The sequence below is a fragment of the Salinibacterium sp. CAN_S4 genome, from assembly GCF_015752305.1.
In the GTDB taxonomy this organism is placed as follows: Bacteria; Actinomycetota; Actinomycetes; order Actinomycetales; family Microbacteriaceae; genus Rhodoglobus.
Window position 1 is genome coordinate 180,661 of the sequence record NZ_JADOVB010000002.1, and the last position, 21,385, is coordinate 202,045.

Genomic DNA, 21,385 nt, shown 5'->3' on the forward strand with positions numbered 1-21,385 from the left:
GTCACCCCGCGGGGCGGCGGTGACTAGCCCTCGGTGTCGTCGCCGGTCTCGGTGGGTTCGGGCTCGGGTGCGACGGCCGGGTAGCGCTCGACCCGCAGCACGCAGCTGAGGTCGGCATCGCTGACGGCGATCTGGGTCGACCACGGGCTGGACTGGGTGGGCTCGACTCCGTCGACGTTCACCTGGGTGAGTGCCCTGGTGTCGCCATCGCCGGCCAGGAGTGAGACATACAGGCGGTAGTTCGCGGCAACCGCACTCGAGTTCGTGAGCGTGCCATCGACGGTCCAGGATCCGTCCGCGAGCTCGCAGGTCGTGACCTCGGAATCCGACAGGGCTCCCTCGAGGCCTTCGCCGGAGCCAGGGGTATCGATGATGTCGGTGATGCCGGGGGTCGGGTCGGCACTCGCGGTAGGCGTGGGCGTGGGAGTCGGCGAAGCGTTGTCCGTGCATCCGGTCAGGGCGATGGCGATGGCGATGGCCGCCGAGGTGGCGATGAGACTGGCGCGCGTCATGGGGTGACCTTTCGGATGGAGCTTCTGCGGCGGGAGCCGACCGTCAACAGTAGTCCGGCGATGATGAGAAGCGCAGCGTAGCCACTGGGAATGAGCGGAGCCGCCCCCGTATTGGGCAGCCCGGGAATACCCGGAACGCTCGGGACGGCGGGCGTGGGAAGCCTGATGGATGCCGCGGCAACCGCATCGACAGTCACACCGGTCGTGAGCGACTGCCCTGTGACGGTCGCCGTGGAGGACACGATGGTGCCCACCATCCCGGGAGTGACCGTGACCGTGCCGATGGCGACGACCGACTGCCCCGGCAGGAGCACGCCCGGCTCGCCAGGCCAGGTGTACTCGAGATCGCTCAGGCCCGGGTACAGGTCGGAGATGGTGACGCCACGCAGGGTGACGGTGCCGGTGTTGGTCGCGATGTGCCGGAAAATCAGGGTGTCACCCACGACGCCGGTCTGGCCGGGAGCCAGAGTGATGTCCATGTCGAGGTCGATGGTTTGCGTGCTCGGAACCGGTACGTCGTGCGTCGCCTCTGCGGTGACGGGCTGGTCTGCCGGACCCGATCCATTCACCGTCGCCGTGTTGGCTATCGTGCCGGCGTCGACGTCGTCCTGGGTCACCACGTAGCGCGCTGTGGCGACGGCCGTCTCACCGGGAGCGAGTGTTCCGGCGATACCGGGCCAGGTGACCGCGAGCGCCGTGAGTCCCGGCTTGGGGTCGTCGATCGTCACGCCCGAGAGGGTCACGTTGCCGGTGTTGGTGACGACGATGCGATACAGGATGCCGGCGCCCTGCTGCAGCACGGTCTCGACGGTGTGGCTCTTGACGATGCTGAGGCCGGGCGACGCGACCACGGGAGTCGCGCCGTCGAACAATGACGTGACAGTGGTGGTCTCGCTGGATCCGCTCGCGACGGCCGTGGAGGCGATGCCCCCGGCATCCACGTCACCCTGCGTCAGCGGATAGGTCACGGTGGCCGTGGCCGACTGGCCGGGCAGCAGCACGCCGGGAAGTGCGGGGTTCGGCCACACGTAGCTCAGCGAGCCGAGGCCGGGCTGCGGATCGGCGATCGAGACGGCGTCGAGCGTCACGTTGCCGATGTTGGTCACCGTGTAGGAGAACTCGACGATGTCGCCCGCGACGCCGGTGGATCCGACAGCGAGCGGCTGGGTCTTCGTGAGGCTGATGATCGGGTCGGCATCGTTCGTCGGGACGATGGTGGCGTTGGACGCCGCGGCCACGACTCCTCCGCGAGCGCTGTTGCCCGAGACCGAGGCCGTGTTCTGCACGGCTCCGGCGTCGACATCGGCCTGGGTGATCGTGTAGCTGGCCGTCGCGTCGACCTGTTCACCCGGAGCGAGGGTTCCCGTGACTCCAGGCCACGCGCCATACGTGATGGGTGCGGTTCCGAGCTTCGGATCGGAGACAGCCACATCCGTGACCCTGATCGGACCGGAGTTCGTGACGGTGAAGGTGTAGGTCACGGTCGCGCCGACTGCTCCACCCTCAGGCGTTCCGGCTTTGGCGATGGAGAGTTCGGCCGTGGCCGCCTGCAGCGGGACGATCGTCTGGGTCGAGTCATCAGTCACGACCACATCGCTCGGGCTGTCCCCGCGCCCGGTGGCGACGTTCAGGATCTGTCCGGCGTCGACATCGGCCTGCGTGACGAGGCGGCTCGCCGTCACCGTGACGCTCGCGCCCGGCAGAAGGGTGCCTGCCGTCGCCGGCCATGTGTACACGAATCCAGAGAGGTCGGTGAGGGTATTCGAGAGGGCGACGCCGTCGAGAGTCTGGTTGCCGGTGTTCTGGATGACGAAGCTGTAGTCGACCCTGTCCCCGAGCACGCCGGGAGCTCCGGGGGCGAGAGTCGCCGTGTGTGTGGTGGTGATGCCGGGCGCCGCGACTGCTGTGGCCGTCGTCACGGTATTCGACGGTCCGTTCACGACGACGCCGAGGGGCGAGCTTCCGACCGAGTTCGCCTGGTTGTTCACAGATCCGCGGTCGACGGCAGCCTGGGTGACGGTGTACGTCGCCGTGCCGATGGCGACATCCCCCGGCGCCAGGAGCCCCGTAGTCGACGGGAAGGTGATGACCGGGCGCGAGACGCCGGCGAGCGATTCGCGCAGGGCGACGAGGTTGAGCGTCACATTGCCGGTGTTGGTGATCTCGAAGGTGTACCGGATGACCGATCCGACGGCGCCCGATCCGCTGCTGTACGCCCCGGACTTCAGGGTGGTGATGGATGGGGCCTGCGCCTCGGTCGCGGTGGTGACGGTGTTCGAGGTGACGGTCTGCGCCGTACCGGTCGGCGGTGTGCCGGTGACGGTCGCCCGGTTGTCGACCGATCCGTTGTCGACGTCTTCCTGGGTGAGCTGGTAGGTCGCGGTTGCCGTCGCCGTCTCTCCCGGGCGCAGCACACCGTCGGCGCCGGGCCAGGTGTAGTCGAGCGTCGAGACCCCCACCAGGGCGTCGTCGATGGTCACGCCGGTCATGGTCACGGTGCCCGTGTTGACGATCTCGAAGCCGTACTCGACGGTGTCGCCCACCCCGTTCTGACCGGCGGCGGCGAGCGCCTGGGTCTTGGCGAGCGTGAGGGCGGGATTCGCCGTGATGGGCACAGTCGCGGGCGCGCTGGCCGTCGCGGGCGCTCCACCCGCAGGTACCTGTCCCACGCCCGTCACGAGGCTCGACACCGACCCGGAGTCGACGTCGTCCTGGGTGAGAGTGTAGGTCGCTGTCGCCGTGACCGACTCGCCGGGCTGCAGGATGCCGGGGGTGCCCAGCCATACGTAGGAGGGCGCCCCGACTCCGGCCACGGCATCCGTCAGCTGAACGCCGCTGAGACTGACGTTTCCACCGTTCGTGAAGACATAGGTCCACGTGACCACGTCGCCGGCCCTGCCGGTGGCTCCGGGCGCGAGTTCTCCACGGTTGGTGATCGTGACGAGAGGATTCGCGATGACCGTCTGGACCACGTTCGCGTTGGAATCGAAGGTCAGCGGGTCTGCGCCGTTGGGCGGCGTGCCGGTGGCCGTCGCGGAGTTCGTCACGGATCCTGTGTCGATGTCGGCCTGGAGCAGCAGGTAGTCGGCCGTCGCGACGACCTGCTGGCCGGGAGCGAGCACGCCGGGGTTCGCCGGGTCGGGCCAGGCTCCGTAGCTCACGCTCGAGAGTCGCGGAAGCGCGTCGGCAACTGTGACGTCGGTCATGGTGACGTTTCCGGTATTGCGCACGATGAAGGTGTAGTTCACCGTGTCGCCGAGGGCACCATCGTCAGCGACCGCGCCGGACTTGCTGATGGTGAGTTCGGGCACGGCGGCCACGGTCGTGATGATGACGGTGTTGGTCGTGGCGGTGACGGGGAGGTCGTCCGGACCGCGCGCTGCGACCCTCGCCGTATTATCGCGGAAACCACGGTCGACATCGGCCTGCGTCAGGGCGTATGAGGCTGTACCTGTGACAGACGCGCCGGGAGGCAGTACGCCGGGCTGGGCCGGGTCCGGCCAGCCGATCACCGGGTCGGAGATGCCCGGCAACGGGTCGATGAGGCGACCCTGCGTCACTGTCACGTTGCCCGTGTTCGTCACAGTGACGGCGTAGTCGATGATGTCACCGACCTCACCGATCGCACCGGGCCGCAATACACCGGTCTTCACCGCCGCGAGCGATGCCGACCTCGGCACCACTACGGTTGCCGTCGCCTGGTGCTCGGGCTGGACGGGCACGGCTCCCGCAGGGGAGTCGGCCGTGCCGATGGCGGTGTTGACCACGGAACCCGCGTCGATGTCGGACTGCGTGAGGGCGTACGTCGCGGTCGCCGTCACGACCTCACCCGGCTGGAGCTGCCCGGCCACTGCGGTCGGCCAGGAGTAGGTGAGCGCCGTGATGCCCGGCAGGCTGTCGGCGAGGCTCACGTTCGTCAGGGTCTGGTTGCCGCCGTTGGTCACGCTGAGCGAGAAGGTGACCAGATCGCCGACCGTGCCCGTGCTGCCCGCGGCGAGGGTGCCGGTCTTCGTGACGGCGAATGCCGGAGCCGCAGCCGCGGTGGCGACCGTCACCGGGTTCGAGTCACTGGTGACCGCGCCGCCCCTCGGCGCGGATCCCGCGGACTGGGCGGCGTTGACGACGGAACCGGCGTTGCCGTCGCTTTGCGTGAGTGCATAGGTGGCGGTGGCGGTCGCGACCTGGCCCGGCGCGAGCACGCCGACCGCTCCTGGCCACCTCACCACGGGCACCGACAGCCCCGGCAGCGGGTCGCTGAGGGAGATCCCCGAGATGGTGACGTTGCCGTCGTTGGTGATCGTGAAGGTGTACTCGACGATGTCGCCGACCGCGCCAGTGGCGCCGGTCGCGAGCGCGCCGGCTTTCACCGTGGCCAGCGAGGGCTCTGCCGTCGCAACGGTGGTGACGGCGGCGGGCGAACTGACCGAAATCGTGTCTCCCACTGGCGGCTTACCGGTGGCGGTCGCAATGTTGGTGACGGTCCCGTCATCCACGTTCTGCTGGGTGACCGTGTAGGTCGCCGTCGCCGTCGCGGTCTCGCCCGGCTGCAGGATGCCCGGCTCGGCGACCCGCGGCCAGACGATCACGGGCTGGCTGGCCCCGAGCAGCGCGTCGATGAGGTCGACGAGCGTCAGGGTCACGTTGCCGCTGTTGGTGATCGTGAATGAGTAGTCGATGGAGCTGCCGGCCTCGCCGCTGCCCGTCGAGACGCCCGACTTCGTGACGACCATGTCGGGCACCGCGGCGACGATGACGCCCGCGGTCGCGCTGCCGGTAACAACGGCACCCCGCGGCGGGAGGCCCGAGCCGTCGACCGCGCTCGACACGCCTCCGGCGTTGACCTCATCCTGGGTCAGCGCGTGGGTGGAGATCGCCGTGACGGACTGGCCCGGCGCAAGCGTGAACGGCGTGCCCGGCCAGGAGTAGACCGGAGCCGACGTGCCGGCCAGCCGGTCGAGCAGCTCGACGCTCGTCAGTGTCACGTTTCCGGTATTGATGAGCGTGTATTCGAAGGTGACGATCTCGCCGGCAACGCCCTCGGCGCCAGCCGGAAGCGTGGCCGTCTTGGTGACGAGGATGCTCGGAGCACTCTGGTCCGTCGGCTGGGTGTTGACGGCATCCGGTCCGATGTAATCCTGGAGGCGCGGGGTCGTGCCCGAAGCATTCGCGACGTTGGTCACGGCACCGGCATCGATGTCGGCCTGGTCGATCGTGTAACTCGCGGTGGCCGTCGCGACCTGACCGGGCGCGATGACTCCTGCTGCCGTCGGCCAGGAGTAGGTGAGGGCTCCGAGGCGCGGCAGCTGGTCGTTGATCGCGACGCCGGTCATCGTGACGTTTCCGGTGTTCTCGACACTGAACGTGTAGTCGATCGTGGTCGCGTTGGTGCGTGACGATGTCTTGGTGACGGTCAGGCCGGGCACCGGGCTCACCGTGTCGATGATGACGGTGTTGGTAGTCGCCGTGACCTGTGTTCCGTCGGCGCCCAGGGCTGCGACATCTGCCGTGTTATCACGGAAACCGCGGTCGATGTCCGCCTGGGTCAGCGCGTAGGCGGCGGTGCCCGTCACGGAGGCGCCGGGAGGAAGCACACCGGGCAGGGCGGGGTCCGGCCAGCCGATGACGGGATCGGAGATGCCGGGAAGCGGGTCGGTGAGCCTTCCCTGCGTGACTGTCACGTTGCCGGTGTTCGTCACGGTTACCGCGTAGTCGATGATGTCGCCGAGCTGGCCGATGCCGCCCGCCCGCAGCACGCCGGTCTTCACAGCCGACAGCGAGGCCGAACGCGGCACGGGCACGGTGGCTGTCGCATCCTTGCTGGTCTCCGTGCCATTGGCGGGAGTGACGAACCCTGTCGTCGTGTTCGCGACGAATCCGGCGTCGATATCGACCTGGGTGAGGGGATAGGCAGCGGTTGCCGTCACGGTCTCGCCCGGAAGCAGCACACCCGCGGCACCGGGCCACGTGTATGCGAGTGCGGAGAGGCCGACGAGCGTGTCGGTGAAGCGCACATTTGCGAGCGTCACGTTGCCGTCGTTCGTGATCGTCAGCGTGAACTCCGCGAGATCGCCGGGTGTTCCCGTTGCTCCGGCTTCGAGCACCCCGGACTTGGAAACGCTGAACGACCCGTCACGGGTCTCGGTCGGCGTGCTCGTCGACGCAGCGCCGGCATCGACCGGTGCTCCGAGGGTCGTCGCGCCGGAGGCGGTCGCCGTGTTCTCGACGGAGCCGGCATCCACATCCGACTGAATGATCGTGTAGGTGGCGCTGGCCGTGACCTGCTGCCCAGGCGCGAGCTCTCCGACAGCACCCGGCCACACGTATCGAAGGGCAGACAGGCCCGGGAGCGCATCGGCGATGCTGACGCCGGTGACGGTGACGTTGCCCGGATTCGAGACGACGATCGTGTAGTCGATGGAGTCGCCCACGGCACCGGTGCCGTCGAGCGAATCGGTCTTGCTGATCGTCAGGGCCGGAGCGCTCGCGACCGCGGTGCTCGTCACACTCGAATCGTTCGACCTCACGGGTTCGTTGGCGGGCGTAACGCCGGAGACCGAAGCGGTGTTCGTCACTCCACCGCGGTCGATGTCGGCCTGCGTCACGGTGTAGAAGCCGACCGCCGTGCCGGTCTGGCCGGGTTCGAGCACGCGAACAGCACCGGGCCAGGTGAAGACGACGCCCCTGAGCCCCGGCAGGTTGTCCTGACCGACGATGCGGGAGATCGTCACGTTGCCCGTGTTGACGAACGAGAAGCCGTAGGTGATCTCATCACCCACCGAGATGCGCTGACCCGGTGCAAGGTTGTCGGTCTTGGTCATGACCAGCGATGCGGTGGGAGCGATCGACACTGTGGCGGGGGCCGAGGCGGTCACGGTTCCACCCTGGGGCGTGGTGCCGGTTCCGGTGATGATGCTCGACACGGCGCCAGCGTTCACGTCGGCCTGGGTCAGCAGGTAGGTGCCGGTCGCGGTGACGGTCTCGCCCGGCTGCAGGATGCCCGTCGCCGAGCCCCACTGGTAGTTGCCGATCGTCACTCCCGGGAGCGACTCTGCGAGGGTCACGCCCGTGAGGGTGACGTTGCCGGTATTCGTGAAGGAGTAGCTCCAGGTCACGGTGTCACCGGCGCGGCCGGTCGATCCGACCGCGAGCACTCCGCTGTCGGTCGCACTGGCCGTGGTGACGGCCGCGACCGTGCTGACGACGCTTTCGGGCGAGTCGTCGGTGACCGTTGTGGGTCCTCGGATCGGGGTGCCCGAGGTCGTCGCCGTGTTGAGCACGGCACCGCGGTTCACGTCATCCTGCGTCACGACGTACGTCGCCTGCGCCTGCACCGATCCGCCCGGTACGAGTGAGACGGGTGCGGCGGGGTCGGTCACGTTGATGAACGTGATGCTGGCCTGCGGGATCAACGGGTCACTGACCGTCACGTTGGTGACTGTGACATTGCCGGAGTTGGTGACGGTGAAGGTGTAGATGATCGACTCGCCGACGGCGCGGAGCTCCGGAGTTCCGGTCTTCACAATGGTCAGCGCGGGAACGGCCTGCACAGTGTTGAGGATGACCGTGTTGGAGGTCGCCGGAATGGTGATGCCCTGCGGGGTCTGCGCCGCGGCACGGGCCGTATTCGTCGTGATTCCGGCATCCACGTCGGCCTGGGTGATCCGGTACTTCGCGGTGCCGACGAGCGTCTGCCCCGGGTTGAGCCTGCGCTCGGTGTCGCCGATCGCCCACGGGTAGACGACATCGTAGACGCCGTCCTTCACGTCGATCAGGGTGCCCTGGGTGAGGGTGACGTTTCCGGTGTTCGTGGCGGAGAGGGTGTACAGGATGACGTCGCCGACGGCACCGGTCGCCCCGGGCGCCAGCAGGCCTTCCTTGAGGATGGAGAGCCCTGCACCCGGTGTGATCGGGACTGTGGCACTCGCCTGCGCCGCGTACTCGGGGCTGCCCGGGGTCGGGAGCGTGCCACGCGCTGGGGTTCCCGCGGTGGTCGCCGTGTTGGCTACCGAACCGGCATCCACATCGGCCTGTGTCAGCACGTAGCTGCTACGAGCGGTCGCCGTGGAGCCCGGCGACAGCACACCGTCGGCGCCCGGCCACGTCACGGTCACCGTACCGCCGAGAAGGGGGTCGGTGAGGGTGATGCCCGAGATCGTCACGTTGCCGGTGTTGCGGATGGTGAAGTCGTAGTTGACGGTATCGCCCGCGACGCTGGAGCTTCCCGCCGCGAGCGCACCCTGCTTGACCAGGCTCAGATTCGGGGCGGCCGTTGCAGCAGTCGCGGTGACGGTCGAGTCGGGGGCCGTGGCCGTGGTGCCGTTGGGGTCCACGGCTGTAGCGGCGGCCGTATTGACGACCGATCCGCTGTCTATATCTGTCTGGGTGACGGTGTAGCGGGCCGTGGCAGTCGCCACCTCGCCGGGGACGAGCACCCCGGTGGCGCCCGGGAACCGGATGACCGGCGAGCTGAGCCCGACGAGCGAATCCGTGAGGGCGACCGAGTCCAGGGTCACGTTTCCGGTGTTCGTGACGACGAAGCCGTAGTTGATCGTGTCCCCGATAACGAGGTTCTCGAGCTTATCCGCCGTCTTGACGACCGTCAGGGCCGGAGCCGCAGCGCGGGTCGTCAGCGTGACGGCGGCGGAGCCCTGCTGCACCGCGTCGCCCGGCGTGGTGCCGGTCACGGTGGCCGTGTTGACGAGTCCGCCGTTGTCGACGTCGGCCTGGGTGACGGTGTAGGTCGCTGTTCCCGTGGCCGAGGCCCCCGGGGCGAGAGTGCGGTTGACGAGCGTCGGGAACGTGGGAGTGCTGATACCCGGCAGGCGATCATTGACGGTGATGCCGTCAATGGTCACGTTGCCGGTGTTGGTGATGACGAACGTGAACGTCACCGACTCGCCTGCGACGAGGTCGCTGGTCTTACTCGCCGACTTCGTGATCGCCAGCGAGCCCTGCTCCGCAAGGGGCACCGTTGCAGGGTCGGTCGCAGAGATCGGGGCGGCAGCACCTGGCGGTGTTCCGGTACCGGTGGCGATGCTCAGCACCGATCCTGCATCGATGTCGGCCTGCGTGATGGCGTACGTCGACGTGGCGGTGACCGATGCCCCTGGCGCGAGGCTGCCCGGTGCTCCCGGCCACACGTATGCCAGCGGTCCGACGCCGAGGGCGTCAGTGATCGTCACCGTCGAGAGGGTCACGTTGCCGGTGTTGGTGAGGACATAGGTCCACGTGACGATGTCGCCAACCCGGGGGGAACCGCCAGGTCCCGTTGCCGCGAGCACACCATCGTCGGTGATCGAGACCGAGGGGCTGGCGGCGGCCGTGGGGGTGCTCACCGAGGACGGTGTACTCGTGACATCGAGGAATTCAGGTGACGGCCCGGTGCCCGCTGCCACGGCGGTGTTGTCGACGGTGCCCAAATCGACATCCGCCTGGGTGACGGGGTAGGTCGCTGTCACGACACGCTGCTCGCCCGGTGGCAGCGTGTCAGGCTCCACCGAAATGGTCGACGGGATCAGGAGCGGGTCGTTCACGACGACGTTCGTGATCGGCTGGTTCCCCGTGTTGGTGACGGTGAACGTGTACGTGATGACGCTGCCGACCGCACCGGTTCCCGTTGTGTATGCGGCCTGCTTCAGGAGCTCGAGCTGTGCCCGCGCAGCACCGGTAGCGATTCGAACCTCCGGAGAGGTGCCGGTCACCGTTGCCCCGCCGGGAGAGGTTCCCGTGGCGGTTGCGATGTTCAGCACCACCCCGTTGGTGAGGTCCTCTGAGGTGATCGTGTACTGGGCCGTTGCCGTCGCCGTCGCACCGGGAGCAAGCGAGGCGATGGTCGCCGGCGTCAGGGTCAATCCCGCAATGCTGTCGCCCAGCGCAAGGCCGAACACCGTGACATTGCCGCTGTTGCGCACTGTGACACTGAAGTTGATGACATTGCCGAGCTCTGCCTGGTCGGGGATCGCGAGCGCACCCTGCTTCGTCACCTCAAGCCTGGGCGCCGGTGGTACGACGACGGTGTCGGAAGCTACGGGCGAGGTGTACGACTGTGCGCCGGGCGCCGTACCGCTAGCCGTAGCGGTGTTCACGACGGAACCGAAATCCACGTCTGCCTGCGTGAGCAGGTACGTCGCCGTCGCCGTTGCCGTCTGCCCCGGTGCGAGGGTTCCCTGGGCGCCGGGGAAGACGTAGGTGATCGCCGAGAGCCCGCTGAGCTGGTCATTGAGTTGCACACCGCTGAGGGTGACGTTGCCGGTATTGCGCACGATGAAGGAGAACGTGAGCTGCTCGCCAGCGGCGTTCGTCTCACCGGCGGAGAGCGCACCGGTCTTCGTCACCATGAGAGCGGGAGCCGCTGTCGCCGTCGGCGTGGTGACCGTTGCGGCCGTGGTGACGGCCGGACCGGTGGGCGGTGTGCCGGTTCCCGTCGCCGTGTTCTGGGTGCTGCCGGCATCCACATCCTGCTGGGTGATGCGGTACGTCGCCGTAGCCGTGACGCTCTGGCCGGGCTGCAGAGTGTCGGTGGCCGCCGGCCAGGTTCCGTAGCGCAGCGTCGAGAGCCCGGGCTTCGGGTCGCTCGCGCTCACCGCGGTGAGGGTCACGTTCCCGTTGTTGGTGAGGGTGATCTCGTAGGTGATCAGGTCGCCGACGTTACGTGACCCCGGCTGTGCCACCTTGGCAGTCAGGATGCTCGGGCTCGCGGCATCCGTCAGCACCGTCACCGTGTTCGACGTGCCGTTCACGGCAGCACCCTGGGGCGGCAGGCCGCTGACCGTGGCGGTGTCGAGCACCCGACCGGCGTTCACATCGGACTGCACGACCGTGTACGTGGCCGTCGCGGTCACGGACAGCCCGGGAGCGAGCGTGCCGGTGGCGCCGGCCCAGGTGTACTGCAGTGCACTGAGTCCGGCGTGCGCGTCACTGACGACGACGTTCCTCAGGGTGACGTTGCCGTCGTTGACGGCAGTGTAGGTGTAGGTGATGACGCTGCCGACGGCACCGCTGCCCGTGGTGTACGAGCCCGCCTTCGTGACCGAGATGGCGGGCGTCGCTGTGATCGGCACGGTACCCGAACCGGTTCCCGTGACCTCAGCGCCTCGCGCCGGTGTGCCCTTGGCGGTCGCGGCGTTCGCGACGGAGCCGGCGTCGAGGTCGGACTGGGTGACGGCATAGGTGGCTGTGGCCGTAGCTGTCTGACCCGGCGCCAGAGTGGTCGTGCTGAGAGTGAGCGGGCCGCCGAGCAGTGGGTCGTTCAGGGTGATGCCACTGATGGTCAGGTTGCCGTCGTTGAGCACGCTGACGGTCCACGAGATGGTGGAGGCGTTTGCCGACAGAACGCCCGACTTCGTGACCGTGAGCCGGGGTGCCGCCGCGACAGCAGCGGTGACGACATTTGCTGAGTCGTCGGTGACGGCGGGGCCGGTAGGTGGCAGCCCCGATCCGGTCGCGATGTTCGCAACGGTGCCGCGATCGACATCCGCCTGGGTGAGGGTGTAGGTCGCGGTACCGGTGATGGTCGCGCCCGGCTGCAGGGTTCCCGTGACCCCGCCGGGCCAGGCACCGTAGCTCACCGGCGAGATGCCCGGCAAAGAGTCGGCGATCGTGACACCGGTCAGCGTGACGTTTCCGGCGTTACGGGTGCTCAGGGTGTAGGTGATGACACTGCCCACAGCACCGGTTCCCGTGGTGTACGCGCCGCTCTTGAGCGTGTCCAGGGAAGGCGCAGCAGCGACTGTAGCGATGCGTACCGTCGGTGACGTCGCCGTCGGGGTCGCGCCGTTCTGGGCGGTGCCGGTCGCGGTGGCGGTGTTGTTGACGGTGCCCGAGTTCACGTCCGCCTGCGTGACGGTATACGTGCCCGTCACGACAGCAGACTGGTTCGGGGCGAGGGACCCGACGGCAATCGGTGACGCAGCGCCGAGCTTCGGGTCGGTGACCGTCACTCCCGCGAGCGAGACGTTGCCCGTGTTGCGCGCGGTGAAGGTGTACGTGATGACGCTGCCGACAGCGCCGGAGCCGGTCGTGTACGCCCCGGTCTTACCCAGAGTCAGCGCGGGACCTGACGTGATCGGGATGGTGTTGGAGTCGGTGACGGCAGCGAGGGTTCCCCGTGCCGGTGTGCCGTTCGCGCTCGCCGTGTTGCTCAGCGAGCCCGAGTCTACGTCGGCCTGCGTGAGCGTGTGCTGCGCCGTCGCGACGATGGACTGGCCCGGGGCAAGGGATCCTGAGAAGCCGACGGGGTACGTGACGGCGGAGAGCCCGGGAAGGGGGTCGGTGATGGAGACGGCCGATACCGTGACATTTCCGGTGTTGCGCAGAGTGAACGTGAAGTTCGCGGTGTCACCAGCGCGACCGGTAGAACCATTGGCCAGCGCGCCCGACTTATCGAGCGACAGCTGCGGAGCTGCGGCAACGGTCGTCGCGGTGACGGTCGGGGACGACGTGCTCACCGGAATATTTCCGGGTGCTGTGCCCGCGGCGGTCGCCGTGTTCGTGGTCGACCCGGCATCCACGTCCGACTGCCTGACGGTGTACGTCGCTGTCGCCGTCGCGGATTGGCCCGGCGCGAGAACCCCGGTTGCTCCCGGCCAGACGTAGGAAAGAGCAGACAGGCCCGGCTTCGGGTCGGTCACGCTCAGGCCGCTGAGTGTCTGGTTACCCGTGTTGGTGAGGACGAACCTGTAGGCGACGACGTTTCCGAGCTGGAGTCCGGTGGACGGAGTCGCCGTCTTGGTGAGCGAGATGGACCGCGTCGCTGCTGCGGTCGGCACGACGATCTCGCCGGATGATGCCGTCGCTATCGCGCCGGCGGGTGAACGGCCTGTGACGGTCGCGGTGTTCTTCACGGAACCGGAATCCACGTCCGACTGCTTCACGGTGTACGTCGCGGTACCGGTCGCGGCCTGGCCGGGGCGGAGTGTTCCCGCCGTGCCGCTGTCCCACGTGAGGGACGGCACGCCGAGGCCGACGAGAGAGTCGGTGAGAACGACCGAGGTGAGTGTCACGTTTCCGGTGTTGCGGATCGTGAATCCCCACGTGATGACGCTGCCCGCTGTGCCGTCTCCGGTCGTGACGGAGCCGGTCTTGACGACAGTGATATTCGGGGTTGCCGGCAGGGTCACCGTCGCGCTGCCCGTGCCAGTCACGGCCGCCCCCGCGGGCGGGGTTCCCGTTGCCGTCGCGGTGTTGGCGACGGAGCCGGCATCCACGTCCGACTGCCTGATCGTGTAGCTCGCGCTTGCCGTGGCCGTCTGCCCTGGCTGCAGGGTGCCCGGCGTGCCGCTCTGCCAGTTGCTGAAGGTGATCGCGCCGAGTCCAGGCAGCGGGTCGGTTGCGCTGACATTCGTCAGCGTCACGTTGCCGGTGTTGCGCAGCAGGAAGGTGTACGCCACGACCTCACCGGCCTGCGTCGCTGACGTGGGGTTAGACGATTTGGTGACCTGGATGGCCGGCCGCGACGCCGCGGTCGGTGTCGTGACCGTGGCCGATGATGCGGTCACCGTGCGGCCGCCGCCGGTGCCGCTCGCACTCGAAGTGTTGGTGATGGATCCGGCGTTCTGGTCGGCCTGGGTCACGGTATATGTGGCAGTGGCCGTCACGGACTGTCCCGGCGCGAGGGCGCCGGAGACCCCGGGCCAGATATAGGTGAGCGCCGACAGCCCGGGCTTCGGATCGCTGATCGCCACGCCCGTGAGCGTGACGTTACCCGTGTTGGTGGCGGTGAATTCGTACCTGACGACGCCACCCACGGCGCTGGCGGCGCCCGACGTCACTCGCTTGGAGGTGGTGATGGCGGGAGCCGCAGCCTGTGTGGGCGTGGTGACCTGGGCAGACGGCGCGGTGATCTCGGCGCCGGTAGGCGGCGTGCCGCGCGCGATGGCCGTGTTCCGCACTGAGCCGGAGTCGACGTCGCTCTGCCTCACGGTGTAGGTCGCCGTCGCGGTGACCGACTGCTGGGGTGCGAGCTGGTTGGGCGTTCCCGGCCAGACGTACCCCAGGGTCGACAGGCCCGGCAGCGGGTCAGCGATGCTGACACCGGTGAGCGTGACGTTTCCGGCGTTGACCGCGGTGAAGGTGTAGGTGATGACGCTGCCGACGGCTCCGCTTCCCGTCGAATACGAGCCGGATTTCGCCAGGGTGAGTCCGGGCGCCGATGCCAGGCTGACTGTCGCGGGGCTCGTACGGGTCAGCTCGGTGGCCCCGGGATTGCTCGGTGTTCCCTTGCCGGTGACGGTATTGCTCACGGCGCCGGAGTCGACATCCGTCTGCTTCAGCACGTAGGTGGCGGTCGCGGTGACGGTCTGCCCCGGCTGCAGGGTGCCGGTGGTGCCGCTCGGCCAGGTGCCGTAGGTCACCGCCGAGATGCCGGGCAGGTTGTCGGTCGCCGAGACGCCCGTGAGGGTGACGTTGCCCGAGTTGCGCAGCGTGATCGTCCAGTTGACGGTGTCGCCGGCGCGACCGGTCGCTCCGCTGGCCAGCGCGCCGGACTTGGTGGCGACCAGGTTGGGGGCGGGTGCGACCAGCGTTGTGACGAGAGTGTTCGAGGTGCCCGGCACCGCGATGGCGCCGTAGCTCGCCGTGGAGCTCGCGGTGTTCGTGACGGATCCCGCGTTCACGTCGGACTGCCTGACCGTGTAGCTCGCTGTCGCGGTGACGACCTGGCCCGGGGCGAGGGTGCCCGCGATTCCCGGCCAGGAGTAGGTCAGCACAGACAAACCGGGAAGTGGATCGGCTATCGCAACACCGGTTAGTGTCACATTCCCGGTGTTGGTGGTGCGGAAGGTGTAGTTGATCACGTCACCGACGGACCGCGTTCCCGAGACGGTCGATGATTTGACCGTCGTGGTCGACGGGCTCGCCGCCTGGGTGTTGACGCGGGTGGTCGGCGATGAAGCTGAGACTGTCGCGCCGGCCGGGGTGCGGCCCGATCCCGTTGCGACGTTGGTGACCTGTCCGGCATCCACGTCCGACTGCCTAATCGTGTATGTGGCTGTGGCATTGACGGTCTGGCCGGGCGCGAGCGTTCCTGCCACTCCGGGCCAGGTGTAGGTCAGGCTCGAGAGACCGGGGAGCGGATCGGAGATCGCCACCTGGGTGAGGGTCACGTTGCCGTTGTTCGTCGCCGAGAAGGAGTAGGTGATGACGCTGCCGACTCCACCGGTGCCGCTGGGAGCCGAGCCGGTCTTCAGGACGGTCAGCGTGCCGTTCGGCGCGACGGGGACGGTCGCCGACCTCGACTGGGTGACGTTGGCACCGGTCGGTGGCTTCGCCGAAGCACTCGCGATGTTGGCGACCGACCCTGCATCGACGTCTGACTGCCTGAGTGTGTACGTGGCGGTCGCTGTCACGAACTGTCCGGGAGCGAGAGTACCCACGGCGCCGGGCCAGACGTAGGTGAGTGCCGACAGCCCGGGGAGTGGGTCGGTGATGGTCGCGCCCGTGAGGGTCACGTTGCCGGAGTTCGTCAGGCGGAACGAGTAGTTGACCGTGTCACCGGCCCTGCCGGTCGAGCCGGCGGCAAGGGCTCCGGACTTCAGCAGCGTGACGGCCGGAGCCGCGACGTTGGTCGGGACGATCGCCTGTGTCGAGGGCACGGTCAGCACCGCTCCGGTCGGGCTGGTCGCTGTCGTGGTCGCGGTGTTCCTGACGGTACCGGCATCCACATCCGTCTGCGTCACCGTATAGGTGCCCGTGGCGGTGACGACCTGGCCGGGAGCGAGCGCGCCGGCGGTGCCGGGCCACGAGTAGGTGAGGGCGCTCAGACCGACGAGAGAATCGGCGATGGAGACACCGGTGAGCGTGACGTTTCCGGTGTTCGTGGAGCGGATCGTGAAGGTGATGATGCTGCCGACCGCGCCGGAGCCGGTCGTGTACGCCCCCGACTTCTGCGTCGTGAGGGTGGCCGCCGAGGCCACGGTGTTGATCGAAGACTGGGGTGAGGAGCCGCTCGTGGTGGCTCCGGCCGGAGTGCGGCCCGTGACTGTCGCCGTGTTCTTCACTGAACCGGAATCGACGTCACTCTGTTTGATGATGTAGAACGCTGTTGCGGTCGCCGTGGCACCGGGAAGAAGGGTGCCTGTGGCTCCGGGGTAGACCACGACCGGTGGAGAAAGCCCGGTGAGCGGGTCGTTGAGCACGAGGTTCGTGAGCGTCACGTTTCCCGTGTTGGTGAAGGTGAAGCTGTAGTTGATGCGGTCGCCGACCCTGCCTGTGCTGCCGCTCGTGAAGGCACCCGACTTCGTCACCGCGATGAGCGGGGTCGGGGCGATGGTCTGCACCCGGCTGGCGGTCGCGGTCGGCTGCGGGCCGGCATCCTCGTCCGTACCGGTCGTGGCTGCCGTGTTCGAGACGCTCCCGGCATCGACATCCGACTGCTTGAGGGCGTATGCAGCGGTGGCCGTGACCGACTGGCCCGCCGTGAGCGTGCCTGCGACTCCCGGCCAGGAGTAGGTCAGGGCAGACAGTCCGGCGAGAGGATCGGTGATGGTCACCCCCGTGAGCGTGGAGCTGCCCGTGTTCGTCGCCGTGAACGTGTAGTTGACGATGTCACCGGCGCGACCCGTGGCTCCGGCCGCCAGCGCACTCGACTTCGTCAGCGCGATCGCGGTGAGCAACACTGTCGTCGAGTTGGAGTCCTGGGCCTGGTAACCACCGACAACGGTGCTCCCCTTCGCCGTCGCCGTCGACACGTACGACGAGGATGACGCGGCAGTGGCAACACATGTGTACGTGAACGATTGAAGGGGGGCAAGGGTCACGCCGGTGAGGGTCCTGGCGCAATTCGACTGGTCATCCGTCACCACGATGTTCTGCAGGGTTCCGACCCCGGTGTTGGTCACGGTGATCGAGAACTGGGCGACCTCGTTCGCTAGCCTCGACTGGCTGTCGGGACCGGCAGCGGAGGTCTTGACGATCTGAAGCCCCGGGATGGGAACAGACAGGATCGCGTTGCGCAGAAGGTAGGAGTCGCCCGACGTACCGAGCTGAAGGTTGACCGTCGTGTCACCGACCGTCACGTTGGGCAGCGTCTGGGTAGTGACGTCGATGCTCTGGTTGGTGAATCCGGTACCCGACTGGGTATACCGCACAGAACCGGAGGCCTGGCCGACGCCGATATTGCCGTTTGCCCCGTTGGCGTTGGGGATCTGGGTATACGCGGTGGCGCCGCCTCTCGAATACTGCGCGGTGTCGCCGGAAATGTTCCTGTCACCTTCGAACAGCGTGAGGCCGATGCGGGTCGTCGCGGTCTCCGCCGCCGTGAACCCGTTGAACGCCACGGTCAGCGGCACATCTGCCGCGCCCTGGCGCACGTGGCCTTCGTAGAACACGATGCTGTGCGGCTTGGAATCGTTGTTGCCGACAATGAACGTCCCGTAGTCGTACACGACAGCGAGTGACCAGCCCGCGTAACAACCCGACCCCTGGGGAGCCCAGATATTTCCGGCGGCCAGGGTGATCGGTGATCCTGTGGTGACGCCGGCAAATGCCGCAGTGACATCGGCGCTGGCAGAGTAGTACTGGGATGTTGCCTGCGTTGTCGGGTCGGCCAGCACGCTGGCAGGCGCCACGGAGGTGATCGGGCCCGTTCCCACCTTGAGTTCGATGGCACGGTTCAGGTAGCTGCCGGCTGGCACGGTTGCAAGACGCGAGGCGGTAGTCGAACCGGCAGCCGCGCACTGCGGTTGGGTCGCGTTGAGAAAGGCGCCGGTGTTTGCGCTCCAGCTGAGAAACGCCTTGACCACGGTCGCTCCCGCCGGGATCGTCATGGTAGCGCGGCTCGAGTTGGTGGTGAAGCCAGGCGCATCGAGCACGTTCACCATGTTGAAGAGGTCGTTGACGTTATTGGCGTTGGGGCTGATCGTGGTGCTGTGCAGGTCGGCGCAGGTTCCCGGCCCCCCTGTGATGTTATTCGCGACAGCCCCTGCACACGCCAAAACCCCGTTGCCGACCATCACGAAATCACCGTTGACATTGGCCTGGTAGTTCGGCGTCGTGCCCGAGTTGGTGCCCCACTGCACGACGGCAGCCTCGGCCTGCTGGGTCGGAACGAGCGAGAGGCTGACGACGGCGATGATGGCGGCAAGCGGCAGCGCTATGACACGCAAAAACCGCCGCTGACGCGGCTCTTCTGCGACGAGCTGGCCCTGCACAATTCCCCCGTAGTTACGCGCGCCGCTCCCCAGCTAGCGCCGCACAATGGTTCTACCCCTGTGGGAAATACTGTAGGGCAGAATATCGCGGAATGCGACGATTTCCCTTACCCCACATCAGGGGCGGCGTCACTTTCCCGCGAAGACGTGCTGCAGAACCCACGAATGCATCGTCACAGCGGCAGCGGCCGAGGCGTTCATGCTGCGCGTCGACCCGAACTGGCTGATCTCGACTACGGCGTCGGCCGACGCAATCGCTTCGGTGCTGAGCCCTGGTCCTTCCTGGCCGAACAGCAGCACGCAGCGCCGCGGCAGGTCGAAGGTCTCGATGATCACGCTGCCCGGCACGTTGTCGATAGCGATGATCGGGATGTCGGCCTCGCGCATCCAGTCGACGAAGGTCGCGACATCCGGATGATGCAGCACGTGCTGGTAGCGATCAGTCACCATCGCGCCACGCTTGTTCCACCGTCGTCGGCCGATGATGTGCACGGTGTCGGCTCCGAAGGCGTTGGCGCTGCGCACGATGGAGCCGATATTCATGTCGTGCTGCCAGTTCTCGATCGCGACATGGAACTCGTGCCTGTGCTCGTCGAGATCGGCGACGATCGCGGCCATCGTCCAGTAGCGGTACTTGTCGATCACGTTGCGGGAATCGCCGCGCTCCAGCAGTTCGGGATCGAAGCGTTCGTCGGTCGGGAGTTCGCCCCGCCACGGGCCGACCCCGTTGGTGCTGAGCTCGACGCTCGGGTTGGGTTCGGTCGCGTCGCTCACGAGTCGAGGTTACCGGGGGTGCGTTGCTCGGCGGGTGGTCGCCCAGCGGGGCTCCAGCTGGCCGTGCACAATGGAGGAATGGCCCACCGCCAGCGCGAACCCGCCGAACCCGAGAGGGCCGAGAAGACCTGCGCCTCCTGCGGCCGACGCATCGAGTGGCGCGCGAAGTGGGCTCGTGACTGGGACTCGGTCAGGTACTGCTCTGATGCCTGCCGCCGACACGGCGTCGATGCGACCGACCTGAGACTCGAAGAGACCATCGTTACCCTTCTCGGCACGCGGGCCCAGGATGCCACGATCTGCCCCTCAGACGCCGCGAGAGCGATCGGCGGCGAAAGTTGGCGCGACCTCATGGAGCCGGCACGGCGAGCCGCACGGCGGATGGTCGCCCGCGGGGAGCTGCAGATCACGCAGGGCGGGAGTGTGGTCGATCCATCCGCCGCGAAAGGGCCGATCCGGTTGAGGCGACCGCGGTAGGGCTACTCCTCCACAAAGTGCTGGTCGAAAGGGTTTTCCCCCGGTTTTTCCCGTGCTGGAATCGGTGGTCTGAATGTCGGTGGCACGGTGTCTGATGTAGCTATGACACCACCTGGCGCAGTGAGCTTCGCGTCGCTCGGCGCGCCTTCTACCGGTGCGCCTTTCACAGGCGCTGTCGCCCTGCGGGACACGATGGCGGAACTGCTCGACTCCATCGTTGCAGCCGAGGGCATGATCGCCTCCATTACGGCCTATCGTGCACACCTCATCGACCAGGCCCGAACCCTGGGTGAACTCAGCGCGAGGGTCGTCGACGAAATTCGGCCCCTCTCGCACCGGCCGGGTGGGTGGGATGCCGCAACCGTCGCTCACCGCGAACTCGTCACCGAACTCGCGTGTGCGCTGCGGCTTCCGGAACGCACGGCAGAAACTCTCGTCGCCCACAGCCACATCCTCGCGGCGAGCCTGCCGGCCACCCTCGAGTCGCTCCAGAGGGGGCAGATCAGCTACCGCCATGCGCAGTCCATGGCCGACCACGCGGCGAGCCTGCCCGAAAGCAGCCTGGCGGCATTCGAAACTGCCGTGTTGCCTGCCGCCCAGACGCTCACCGTCGCTCGGTTCGACCGGAAGGCGCGGGAGCATCGAGAGCGGATGCATCCGGAAACCATCGAGGCGCGCCACACCGTGAGCGTCGCCGATCGTTCGGTCTCGATCACCCCCGCACGCGATGAAATGGCCTGGCTCAGTGCCTATCTTCCCGCCGCCCACTCCGTCGCGATCCACAACCGGCTGGGTGACCTCGCCTCAAGCCTCGACAGCAGGCTCGAGCCTCGCACGCACACCCAGTTGATGGCAGATGTGTTCGTCGACCTGCTCGTCGATGGCGAGATTGCTTCCCGAGACGCCGGGCACGGCATCGGCAGGGGCATCCGGGCGACGGTACTGGTCACCGTCCCCGTTCTGGCGCTCCTCGGGCTCGATGCAGCGCCGGCGACCCTCGAGGGCTTCGGCCCGATAGACGCCCGTACTGCCCGTGAGCTGGCCGCTACGGCACCGGGGTTCACGCGCATCCTGACACATCCCGAGACGGGCGCGGTGCTCTCGGTCGGTCGCGACAGGTATTCGGCTCCGGCCGATCTGCGTCGGTATCTCCGGGTTCGAGACGAGACCTGCCGCTTCCCCGGTTGTGGCCGACTCGCCGGCGGGTGCGACCTCGACCATACGGTCGACTGGCACACCCGCGGTCCCACAGATCACGACAATCTGGCACACCTGTGTCCGGGGCATCACCACGTGAAGCACCACACGCGATGGACGGTCGCGCAACTCGATGGTGGGGTGTTGCAGTGGACGTCCCCGCTCGGGCGCACCTACCTCACCAGCCCGGCAATCGAGATCGCGGATGCCGCGATCGAGGCAGTCGCGATCGGCGCCGCCGTGGCCTGACGACCGTCCCCACGTGTCAATCTCGCAGCA

General features: G+C 67.7%; 5 protein-coding genes. 2 read left to right on the top strand and 3 right to left on the bottom strand.

The window, feature by feature from the left end; genetic code table 11:
* Positions 1–23: 23 nt before the first annotated feature.
* The 3 genes from IWX81_RS07275 to IWX81_RS07285 form a co-directional block, all read right to left on the bottom strand.
* Complete coding sequence (locus IWX81_RS07275; protein WP_199280658.1) at positions 24–512, bottom strand: hypothetical protein; 489 nt, start codon at positions 510–512, stop codon at positions 24–26.
* The gene (locus IWX81_RS07280) at positions 509–18,658 is read right to left on the bottom strand and encodes a DUF7507 domain-containing protein (protein WP_199280659.1); all 18,150 of its coding nucleotides are present in this window, start codon (positions 18,656–18,658) and stop codon (positions 509–511) included. Before IWX81_RS07280 ends, IWX81_RS07275 begins: the two co-directional genes overlap by 4 nt.
* Positions 18,659–18,787: 129 nt before the next feature.
* Positions 18,788–19,432: a TrmH family RNA methyltransferase gene (locus tag IWX81_RS07285; protein WP_199280660.1), complete on the bottom strand. Its 645-nt coding sequence runs from the start codon at positions 19,430–19,432 to the stop codon at positions 18,788–18,790.
* 78 nt (positions 19,433–19,510) lie between these two features.
* Here IWX81_RS07285 and IWX81_RS07290 point away from each other — a divergent pair, with 78 nt between their 5' ends.
* Positions 19,511–19,909: a DUF3253 domain-containing protein gene (locus tag IWX81_RS07290; protein WP_199280661.1), complete on the top strand. Its 399-nt coding sequence runs from the start codon at positions 19,511–19,513 to the stop codon at positions 19,907–19,909.
* 102 nt (positions 19,910–20,011) lie between these two features.
* Positions 20,012–21,355, top strand: coding sequence for an HNH endonuclease signature motif containing protein (locus IWX81_RS07295; protein ID WP_199280662.1), 1,344 nt, complete (start codon positions 20,012–20,014; stop codon positions 21,353–21,355).
* Positions 21,356–21,385 lie beyond the last annotated feature (30 nt).

Excerpts from the sequence above, each read along its gene's own strand:
- IWX81_RS07295 (WP_199280662.1), top strand. The coding sequence starts at position 20,012 with ATGACACCACCTGGCGCAGTGAGCTTCGCGTCGCTCGGCGCGCCTTCT.
- IWX81_RS07290 (WP_199280661.1), top strand. The coding sequence starts at position 19,511 with ATGGCCCACCGCCAGCGCGAACCCGCCGAACCCGAGAGGGCCGAGAAG.
- IWX81_RS07275 (WP_199280658.1), bottom strand. The coding sequence starts at position 512 with ATGACGCGCGCCAGTCTCATCGCCACCTCGGCGGCCATCGCCATCGCC.